Source organism: Arthrobacter sp. 1088, assembly GCF_031455315.1.
Lineage (GTDB): Bacteria > Actinomycetota > Actinomycetes > Actinomycetales > Micrococcaceae > Arthrobacter.
This window is the reverse complement of the sequence record NZ_JAVDSM010000028.1, coordinates 1-8471: the sequence shown is the minus strand read 5'-3', so window position 1 is coordinate 8471 and position 8471 is coordinate 1. Positions and strand designations below refer to the sequence as shown.

The following is an 8471-nucleotide window of genomic DNA, read 5'->3' as shown; positions in this document are numbered from 1 at the left end:
CAAACTGCGATTCATCAACCGGCGAGCCGTGAAACAGCCCGAGGTGGGCTCAAATCAAAATGCCAAACCGGTCTCCACTCAAACTGCCATATTCACTGCCGGAAAAGTCCACGCCTATAACCGGGACGGCAACCAGGTCGTGATGGCGGACCGTGTCGATGGCGATGTTCGAATCAACATTGATGCCAGTTCCACCATTCACCAAAACATCAATTCGTCGGCCAGTGGGGCCAAAGCCGCAGGAGCCCAGGGGGAAGAGTCGGTGGTGGCTGGCGGAGCAGTCATTGCCGGCGCCTTGTTCATGATGTTCCGTGAGCCACTAATGTGGCTGACCATCGGTATGTGCTGTGGGTTACTCATCACTTTGATCGTGGCCATGCACCGAATCGTGGCCGCGCCCGCCGTGAAATCATCGCCGGGGGCGGAACATCGTCTGAAGCTCGCCTCTGGAACTGGCAAGCAACAGGAGTGGTCAGTGAGTTGCTTGTTGCCGTAGCAGTGGCTGTTTACGCCTGGATCGGGGTCTACACCCAAAACTGGCACGGAAACACTCTCGAATCCATCGGCCAGAAGGTCCAAGAGGCATCGGCGGGTCACGTCCCACCTCAAGGGTTCGGCCGGGAAGTCTTTGACATCCTCGGCCAAGCAGTAGAACTTGTCAAAGCCGATCCACCGTACGGCTTCTCTCTCGTCATTGTCCTGCTGGGCGCTGTCGTCGTGTCAGGATCACTGCTAGTCCGAAGTTGGTTCTCCCTGTTTGACTGGTGCGCCTACATTGGGTTCTTCCGCGGGACGGCCAGCCGGGGACTCAAACAACGCGCGGAACGTTTCGACCGACGCGGATGGAAAGAATGGCTTCGGAATCTGTTTTTCGCCCTCATCGGAGCGGGTTTTGCTTCAGGGCTGGTCTTTAAATTCTTGGAGGCAGCGTCGGGTATGAGTTAGCCCAAGACATCCGGCCTCCCCATGCTGCTTTCTGGACGGAATGAATGGATCCTGGAACTCTTTCGGGGAGAAAGTCAGACTGCACAACCGGTCGCCACTCAAACTCCCACATTCGGCTGCGGCCATCGCCGCCGACCAAGCGGGTATTTTTGGTCACATTTGTCTTAACGGTTAGAACAAAGCATGCAATACTGGGGGCACAACGGGCCTTCGGGAACGTTGACCGCCTAAGGCCCCGAAAGGGGCCTTCAGTGCTTAAGGCACCCAAAACCGCTCACGCTCAATGGCGGGACGCAGGACACCCCACATCCGTTCCTTTGTTGCCGCGGCCCTGTCGTCCTTCTCCACCACGCTCTTCCTGCGGTTGTAGAGGTAGGCCACGAAGTCCGCTGCCTGCAGGCCGTGATGGAGGCTGCTGTCATCAAAGCGGACGGGATGCAGAATCTGGGGAAGGGTTGAAGTCCGGTACCCAGGTGTGCCTACCAATGAGTACAGGGCCATGCTGGCGGCATGCTGTTCTTGGTCCGGAACTTCATCGGCCACAACCAGGACTTGCCGGTCCTTGCCGGCCGCGTAGTCGCTAACCCGCTCCAGAGCATATCCGAGGGTGACTTCGTGCGGGGGCAGGGGTTTGGAGTAGCGGGCCTTCTGCCGTTCAACATCCATGCCCTCAACGAAAACCTTGCCGCCACTGGTGACGATGGCTCCGAGGACCTTCGTGTAGATCTTTTCCTTGACTCTGTGTTTGCCGGCCACTGCTTTCCAGCCTTTGCTTCCCTGCATCAGGGGATGCGCGTGAAGCTCGGTCCCTGCCGGGACTCCATGAGCGTCAGTGGCGTACTTCATCACTGCCCGGATTTCGTCCCCCAGATTGAACAGGGACACCATATCGAACACGACTGCTGACACGCAGTACGTGGACATCCCCTGCGGGTAGGACTCATCGATAAAGGCAACCAGCACAACATCGATTAACTCACAGGGCCCCGCCCGCCCGAGAATTGTCCCGATTCCGGGTACCAGTGGCGGCACCATATGGTTGATCTACTCGGGCGTATCTCCTTCGGTGTCGAATGCGTCCTTGACCTCGTCGCCCTGTCGGCTTTTACTACTGTCCGACTCCTCCGCATTGCCGATGGCTTCGGCCGAGTGGTCAAACGGCGCGTTCTCGATGGTTGTAGGTATGTGCACGGCTGGTTCGATTCGCGCTTGGCTGCCGGCATTTCCGGGAAGTTCAGTGGTCATTTGAGGTCGTCCTTCATGTCAGGGTGCGGATGCCGATCACGATTGATGTGGCGGCCCAGGATGCCAGAAGCAAAAGGAAGCCGAGTCTGAGCCATCCCGAGACTTTATCGTTTTGTTCGAATGTTGCTCGGAGTTCTTCTCGGTTGTCTACGGTGATGCTGTAGAGCGTGCTGTAGATATCCGCCGAAAGCCTTTCATTGAAGGACTTGCTGGGGTTGGCCACATGCCGTTTCCTGGGCCATATCGCGAGCATGCCGAAAATGCCGCTGAGAACAGTTAAAGCGACGGCGATCGCCAGGTACGGAGTGAGCATGTTTGACGTTGTCAGCGTCGCGAGGACACCGGCCGCGGTGACCAGAATTGTGGCCCGTGTTCGCAGCGAGTCGTGCCTGCTCGATGCAGCCTGTAGCTCTCTGAGAACTTCGTCATTGATAAGGGCAAGTTGCTTTAGCGGTGGGCCCTCGACCTCGTTCGCGGCCGAACCGTCTGGGGAGCGTAGGTTCTGTTCCATGGTGGGCTTCCCTAAGCTGCTAAAGAGCCGCGAGGGCTGAAGCCCATCGTCATAGCGGAAAGTACTCTTGGTCTGGCTTCAACGGAAGGGCTTTCCATCCCGGACTTGCGCCCCGGCTATGTGTCCCAGTCAACTAGGCATGGTAGAAGACCTATAGCGTGGGCCCTCTACGCTGGGGACCGTCGATTTCCGGACCTGGCCGGTGGCCAGTGTTTTCCTGTTCTTCTTCGCGCTGGCGGGCGTTGAGTTTTTCGAGGTCTTTCTGCGCTGGCGGAGTTTCTCCAGCGCGGCCTGTGCGGCGTCATCCCTCTTAGCCGGAGCCGGGCCGGTCTCACTGGTTTGCTGCTGTTGCTTTGCGCGTAGTGCGGCGAGTTTCTGCTGGAATGTCTGTTCCTGTGCCGGGCGGGCGTCTTCTGCAGCGGGGGAGCGTTTGGCTTGGACAGGAGGCGTGGGTTGTTGCTGGGCGCGAAGGAACTCTTCGGCTGCGTGTCTGGCCTCATTGTTTTCCTGCGAGGAGTGCGCTTCGGCGTCCAGGTGAGTCTGTATCGCCTGTGCGGAGGCGCGCACCTGGGCGGCGACGTCGTCGACGCCGGGTCAGGGTTCCCCTTGCGTCCTCGCAGGCGCAGCGTGTGAAGTGTTCGCCCGTGCCGGCTCCGTGCCGTTGAGGCGGCGCATTTCATCGCGGGCTTGTTCACGGCGCTGCTGCCGCGCCTGCTGGATGGCCTTCTCCTGTACGGTTTGGTCCGGTCCCGTACCGGGTGTCTGAGCCCCGGAGGGCGTGCGGGTGCCTCGGGTGGCTTCCTTTCGTTGGCGTTCTTGTTCGGCGCGGAGCCGTTCGAGGGCACGGTCCTGGACTTCGCGAGGCTGGTTTGCGACGCCCGACAGTTGCCGGAGGACGTTGGCCCGGGCACGTTCCTGGAAGAGTTCCTGACGCTTGCGTTCCTGTTCCTGGGCGTGTTCTTGCTGGCTGCGTGCCAGTTCTGCCCGGGCGGCTTCCTGTATTTCCGCTTGGCGCTGCAGGTGGTCCTGCGGAGTGGGCTCAGCTGGTGCGGATACGGGTTGCGGCAGAGCCGGGGCGTGGACGGGTTCAGCGGCAGCATGGGTGGGCTCGGCCGGTGCTGCGGGGGTCTCTGGGCGCAGGAGTTGTTCGGCGCGTTGGTGCGTTCGTTACGGTCCTGGAGTTTTTGTGCGCGTTCGTTGACGCGTTGGGCGGCTTTGGTGGGCAGCGGCTCGGGGATGGGTATGATGTCCAAGTTGTTCGCTGCGGCGTGGTTCGCCGGCCCCTCCAGGGCCCCTGTGGGGGCGGGGGTGGTGGTGACAGGCACCGCTGCGGGGGACACGGCAGTGAGGGCCGGGGTAGCGGCGGCGGCCTCGGCGGCGGGCTCTGGCGCGCCGGCGGTGACGGGCACGGGTTTGTTGGTGCCACCGGGTCCGGGCTGGGTGCCGTCGGGGCGGGTGGTGCCGTGTTGCTCCGGGGTTGGCTGGCCGGTGAGTGTTTCGGGGTCGGGTGTGGTGCCGGTGATCTTGTCGGCGGCGGTGTGCGCGTCGACGGTCCGTTGCTGGGTGGGGGAGAGCCGGACCCGTTCCGCGCGTTGGCGCAGGTACGCGGCGGCGACGTTCTGGCCCTCCGTGCGTCCGAGGCTAAGTTGTTCGGCCCGCGCCGTGGCGGCGGCCGTGTGGAGAGAGCTCTTTGGTCGTGGCCGGTGCCTTGCTGGTCTGGGCCGTGTATTTGTGGATCCGCGTGACGGCGGCCGCGGGCTCGTCGCCGGTCTGTGGTTGTCCGTCTTTTTTGTTCCGGTAGGCGTCCGGGACCGGTTCGGGGTCGGTGCTGAGGATGTTGTAGGTTTCGCGGAACACGGCGATCTGTACGGCCGTGTTCTCCCATTCGGCACGGCGGGCCCGGTCTGAGGGGACGAGCCCAAGTTTCGCGGTCCAGGCGGGTTGTTCGTCGGCGAGGATCTTCCCGGCCCAGCCGAGTTCGGCCGCGATCTGGTCCGTGCGGTGAGCAGTTCCGCGGTCCAGGTTTCACCGATCGTGCCCGTGGCCAGGCCGTATGCGAGGGCGTGGGCGGGTGCGATCCATTCAGGCACGGCGGCGTTGAGGGTTTCCTTGATTGCCTCTGCTTCGGCCATGGCGTCCTTGTTGGTCAGGATGGTCCGCAGTTTCTCTTCGGTGGTGATGCGTTCCAGGATGGTCCCGGCCTGGTTGACCCGGTTCCGGGACCCTGCTGTGACGTCGGCGTCCGGACGCGGCTTCTTCTTCCCTGCCCCGGTCTTCTTCGCTGGATCCTTTTGGGGTTCCTTCGCGGCGTCCTTGACCGATTCCTTTCCGGCACTGGCGTCGTCCGTCGGGGCGTCGGGCTTGGCGGTCCATACGGACAGCACACCTCGTTCTTCCGTCTCAGAGACCTGGGTGGTCGCGGCGAGGGTTGTGCGGAGCTCCTTCTTTTTGGCGAGTTCTTGTTGGAGTCAGGTGTTGGCTTTGATCTTCCCGGTTTCGGTGTAAGGCCCCCATCGGGGAAGTACGGGCAGCCCGCCGGGTAGGTGCGCTACTCGGCTCACTGGCTCATCTGAGGAGGACCGATGCGGGTACCCGGCCTCCAGAGATACCCGGAGCCTTCGGGATCAGATACCGTCCAGCGATCGATCGTGGCCACTTGGCGGCGGGCTCGGAATCAAGCAGTACGTTGTAGACTGAGATACCGTTCGGTGCAATGACCACCACCGTAGCGGCGTCTCCTGCCTTGGCCACCGGCGCAACTCCCTCCCGGTCCGGGTAGTCGAGGGCGAACTCGACCCGGTCTCCTTCGACGAAAGCAGTGGCGGTAAGAATCGTGCCCGATGCTGCTGGAGGGGGTAGAACGGCCGTTTGCTTTGCCCGAGGGCGCGTGCGTCGGCATGAATGTTCTCTTGTCTCCGCATTCAGGAGTTACCCAGCCTCAAGCACCCTTCCTGAGGTAGGTGCGAATACAGGCTCGCATATACGAACGTCAATTGCCTTCACGTGAAGACGAGACGGTATAAACGGCGGATACGCACCAGGAAAGGCGTTCATCTGCGCGAATGCCGACTCGACCGGGGACTGGGATTCCTCTGCGCCGGCGAAGGCGGACAGACTGATAAAGACGCCCGCAACAGCGAGTTCAGGATCCAGGCCAACCCGATGGCTGAGGCGGATCAACCCGTCCGGTGCGCCGTCCTCACGGCTCGACGCGTCGCCATTCACCCATGTTGAGGCAATCTCCGTCCTAACACCCGAACTCTTACCGCCCCTGCCCATGATGCTCAATCCCGCATGACACCACGCCACGGACGCGCCACCCAGTGGCAGTTCCGGGAACCCGCCATTTACGTAAAGCAGTCCGAGACCGGAACCGGTAAATGTCGCCCCCGTGAGGTCTGGCCATGACAGTATCTCGAGTTGAACGCTGACCTCCAGGCTCATGCCTGGTCCGTGCGGGCCGAGGTGAACGGAGGCGCCTATCGAGGCGCTAGCTCGATTGAAGCCCAGAATGAATGTCTCGGATGAAGGGTACTGGACACCGCCGAGTTGACCTGTGGCCGCGCCGACGTCCAAGGTCCTGGCGTTGGCGTCGGCGCGTGAGTAGCGCGTTATCTCACCCGACGACGAATCGCTAAGGGGTGCCGACTCGACAGAGAACACCGGATCCAGGGTCCGGCACCAGCCCCTGGACAAGAGGGTTTCACGGGGTGTGGAGAACGCGGGTGGTCTGCCGAACTCAAGTGCGTAACGCACCGTCTCCGCGGTCTGTGCTTCCAACAACGTCCCAAACTGTTCGAGCTCGGAGTGATGCTCCTTGTCCAGCCATGCATCGTGCGCCTCAAGTAGCTCCTTGCCAAATCTCGTGGCAGATTGGTCGGACATACTAGGCCACCCCCTCTTGGCGGATCCATATCGCTCCAGTGTGCTCTCCCTCCGAAGCTTTATCCAGACGTCCGTGGTCAATACACCTAGCTCGGGGAGTTTCATGCCGCATTTAAGCTCCCTGTGACTGGAACGTTGAGCGGACTGAACAAGGAATGAAAATAGTTGAAGGTCTTAGAACCTATTAGGTTCGCAGCAATAGGTCAGTAATGCTGACATGCTCCCCAATTCGCACGGTCAATTTGCCGCTCGTGCCCTGCCATTCTGACCAGAGGCTGAAGAGCACCTGATCATCCTCCTTGTTGATAGAGACCTTAAGGGCTGTCTCGCGTTCGATCACCAACCGCTCTTGGCCTCCGTCAACCAACCGGATCCGGACTGACAGGGCAAGTTCGTCCCAAGTCAGGTCCACAGTACTTCCGTCGTTGGCGAGACCAGAAATGCGAACAACTCCTGGAGAATCCAAATTCACAACGTCAAGAGGCAGATTGTGCAGATCCGTAATCTGAGGAACTTCCAACCTAGTATTCATTGGGTTCGCCTTATCCCATGCGCATGACGGTGGTGAGCCTAAACCCACCTGTGTAATTAAGTGCTATCCCTGTGGGGCGGAGCTCGTAGACGCCGCCGTTTCTGCACAATTGAGCTGGATCAGCGGAAGTATTCCTGCGGTCTCAGGGTTGTCCGGGAGGGTGCCACAGGAAGGTTATTAGGACTGATCCTCATGCGGGTCTGGTCTTGCCGACGTTCGGACGACCAGGCCCCCGGTTGCTGCACTCTGGTCGGTGTCGGAGAAGCGCTATCTTCGGAGTCCGTATGGCCGCTAGGGGGCTAGTAGGACGAGCTCAATTAGATCGGGTTCTTCTGCGTTGTCTGAAATGAAAGCCCTGGTCGCATCATATTGTTGAGCGATAGGACTTCCTGCGGCAATCATTGAAGACAGGTCGACAATATAAGCCATCATTGGAACAATGCTTTCTCCAATTTCCTCAAAGCCATCCATCCCCGCGAGCCTGAGATCCGCGCTTTGAGCTAGCTTGAGTACTTGATCAACGATATGAAACTTGATCAAGATTGTCTTTCCTGAGCGGAAAACGCTAGTAGGGAATTCTTTCAAGAGGCGATCTTCAAACTGCTCTACTTGTCCCATGGTGCTTTCCAGGTCGGCTTGAACTTATCACTGACTTGCACGATTGTACCGTTTATGTCGTTTCGGACAACATAGCTTCCGTCAGCGGCATAATAGGCGGTTGCCGGATCATCCCTACGTCCTCCCTGCGTCGGATCAAATCGAGTATCTCGTGTCGCGACTGTTCGGGTTGGGCCATTGATGGCTTGTGAAATTGAACTATTTGTCCATCCCCGTTTCGACATTTGATCGCCGATCTTAGTTTCGATGGTGTAGGTCAGGCGCGTGGCGTCGGAACTTGCTCCCGCAGTGCCCAGTGCGGCGATGCCCAACGCAACGAGCGGCCTGGCTTTGTCAGCGAATGCCTGGTTGGCATGGTTGAGGTCTTGCTCCCATTGGGGTTTGGTTTGGAGGTTGGCTTCGGCCAGGGCCTTGCCGCAGGCTTCGTTGATCGCGAGCTGCTCGGGGCTCATTCCGACTTTGACGTCTCTGACGCACGACAGAGCCGTGTGTGTGGAGCTGATTTGGGGTCGGCTTGCCTGGGCGGGATTGTAGGGGTAAGTGCCGATTCGTTGGATGATTCGGTTGAAGTAGGTGGTGGCGGGTGGTGTGTAGCCGGGGCGTCGGATGGATATCGGTGGTGCCGGTGCTGGTGCGGGTACCACCGGTGTTGGGTAGACGTATCCGGTTCGCCAGGGGCCGGGATTGCTGGGTATGGGAGTGACCCAGTCGTCGGCGTAGCCGTAGGATGACGGG

The 8471-nt window shown here is 60.2% G+C and carries 13 protein-coding genes; 5 read left to right on the top strand and 8 right to left on the bottom strand.

Annotated elements, in window-relative coordinates:
- Nucleotides 1-496, top strand: a 496-nt coding sequence (locus J2Y41_RS22865) for a hypothetical protein (RefSeq protein WP_309931979.1), incomplete at its 5' end; no start/stop codon positions are given.
- Entirely contained in the window at nt 469-945 is a 477-nt protein-coding gene (locus J2Y41_RS22860) for a hypothetical protein (RefSeq protein WP_309931977.1), read from the top strand. The genes J2Y41_RS22865 and J2Y41_RS22860, both read left to right, overlap by 28 nt.
- Before the next feature lie 255 nt (nt 946-1200).
- Here J2Y41_RS22860 and J2Y41_RS22855 read toward each other — a convergent pair whose 3' ends face one another.
- From J2Y41_RS22855 to J2Y41_RS22845, 3 genes are read right to left on the bottom strand one after another with little or no spacing between them, the layout of a single operon-like run.
- Complete coding sequence (locus J2Y41_RS22855) at nt 1201-1980, bottom strand: DUF3800 domain-containing protein (protein ID WP_309931975.1); 780 nt, start codon at nt 1978-1980, stop codon at nt 1201-1203.
- Nucleotides 1981-1989: 9 nt separating this feature from the next.
- Nucleotides 1990-2190, bottom strand: coding sequence for a hypothetical protein (locus tag J2Y41_RS22850; protein WP_309931973.1), 201 nt, complete (start codon nt 2188-2190; stop codon nt 1990-1992).
- Nucleotides 2191-2203: 13 nt separating this feature from the next.
- Entirely contained in the window at nt 2204-2701 is a 498-nt protein-coding gene (locus tag J2Y41_RS22845; protein ID WP_309931971.1) for a hypothetical protein, read from the bottom strand.
- Nucleotides 2702-3187: 486 nt separating this feature from the next.
- On the opposite strand from J2Y41_RS22845, the gene J2Y41_RS22840 reads away from it, so the two are divergent.
- From J2Y41_RS22840 to J2Y41_RS22830, 3 genes are all read left to right on the top strand, one after another.
- Entirely contained in the window at nt 3188-3334 is a 147-nt protein-coding gene (locus tag J2Y41_RS22840) for a hypothetical protein (protein ID WP_309931969.1), read from the top strand.
- 54 nt (nt 3335-3388) lie between these two features.
- On the top strand, nt 3389-4609 hold the full coding sequence (locus J2Y41_RS22835; RefSeq protein ID WP_309931967.1) for a hypothetical protein: 1221 nt from the start codon (nt 3389-3391) through the stop codon (nt 4607-4609).
- A gap of 93 nt (nt 4610-4702) precedes the next feature.
- Nucleotides 4703-5206, top strand: coding sequence for a hypothetical protein (locus J2Y41_RS22830; protein ID WP_309931965.1), 504 nt, complete (start codon nt 4703-4705; stop codon nt 5204-5206).
- 60 nt (nt 5207-5266) lie between these two features.
- On the opposite strand, the gene J2Y41_RS22825 is transcribed toward J2Y41_RS22830, so the two are convergent.
- From J2Y41_RS22825 to J2Y41_RS22805, 5 genes are all read right to left on the bottom strand, one after another.
- The gene (locus tag J2Y41_RS22825) at nt 5267-5452 is read right to left on the bottom strand and encodes a hypothetical protein (RefSeq protein WP_309931963.1); all 186 of its coding nucleotides are present in this window, start codon (nt 5450-5452) and stop codon (nt 5267-5269) included.
- A 177-nt stretch (nt 5453-5629) separates the two neighbouring features.
- Nucleotides 5630-6586: a hypothetical protein gene (locus J2Y41_RS22820; RefSeq protein WP_309931961.1), complete on the bottom strand. Its 957-nt coding sequence runs from the start codon at nt 6584-6586 to the stop codon at nt 5630-5632.
- A 184-nt stretch (nt 6587-6770) separates the two neighbouring features.
- Complete coding sequence (locus J2Y41_RS22815; RefSeq protein WP_309931959.1) at nt 6771-7118, bottom strand: hypothetical protein; 348 nt, start codon at nt 7116-7118, stop codon at nt 6771-6773.
- Nucleotides 7119-7409: 291 nt separating this feature from the next.
- Nucleotides 7410-7736 carry a hypothetical protein gene (locus tag J2Y41_RS22810; RefSeq protein ID WP_309931957.1) on the bottom strand — a complete coding sequence of 109 codons (327 nt, stop codon included), beginning with the start codon at nt 7734-7736 and terminating at the stop codon, nt 7410-7412.
- A partial coding sequence (locus J2Y41_RS22805; RefSeq protein WP_309931954.1) for a colicin E5-related ribonuclease occupies nt 7724-8471 on the bottom strand: 748 nt, incomplete at its 5' end. The genes J2Y41_RS22810 and J2Y41_RS22805, both read right to left, overlap by 13 nt.

What these genes read in the sequence shown, in the direction of transcription:
- J2Y41_RS22850 (WP_309931973.1), bottom strand. Translation starts at nt 2,190, where the DNA reads ATGACCACTGAACTTCCCGGAAATGCCGGCAGCCAAGCGCGAATCGAA.
- J2Y41_RS22855 (WP_309931975.1), bottom strand. Translation starts at nt 1,980, where the DNA reads ATGGTGCCGCCACTGGTACCCGGAATCGGGACAATTCTCGGGCGGGCG.
- J2Y41_RS22810 (WP_309931957.1), bottom strand. Translation starts at nt 7,736, where the DNA reads ATGGGACAAGTAGAGCAGTTTGAAGATCGCCTCTTGAAAGAATTCCCT.
- J2Y41_RS22820 (WP_309931961.1), bottom strand. Translation starts at nt 6,586, where the DNA reads ATGTCCGACCAATCTGCCACGAGATTTGGCAAGGAGCTACTTGAGGCG.
- J2Y41_RS22815 (WP_309931959.1), bottom strand. Translation starts at nt 7,118, where the DNA reads ATGAATACTAGGTTGGAAGTTCCTCAGATTACGGATCTGCACAATCTG.
- J2Y41_RS22845 (WP_309931971.1), bottom strand. Translation starts at nt 2,701, where the DNA reads ATGGAACAGAACCTACGCTCCCCAGACGGTTCGGCCGCGAACGAGGTC.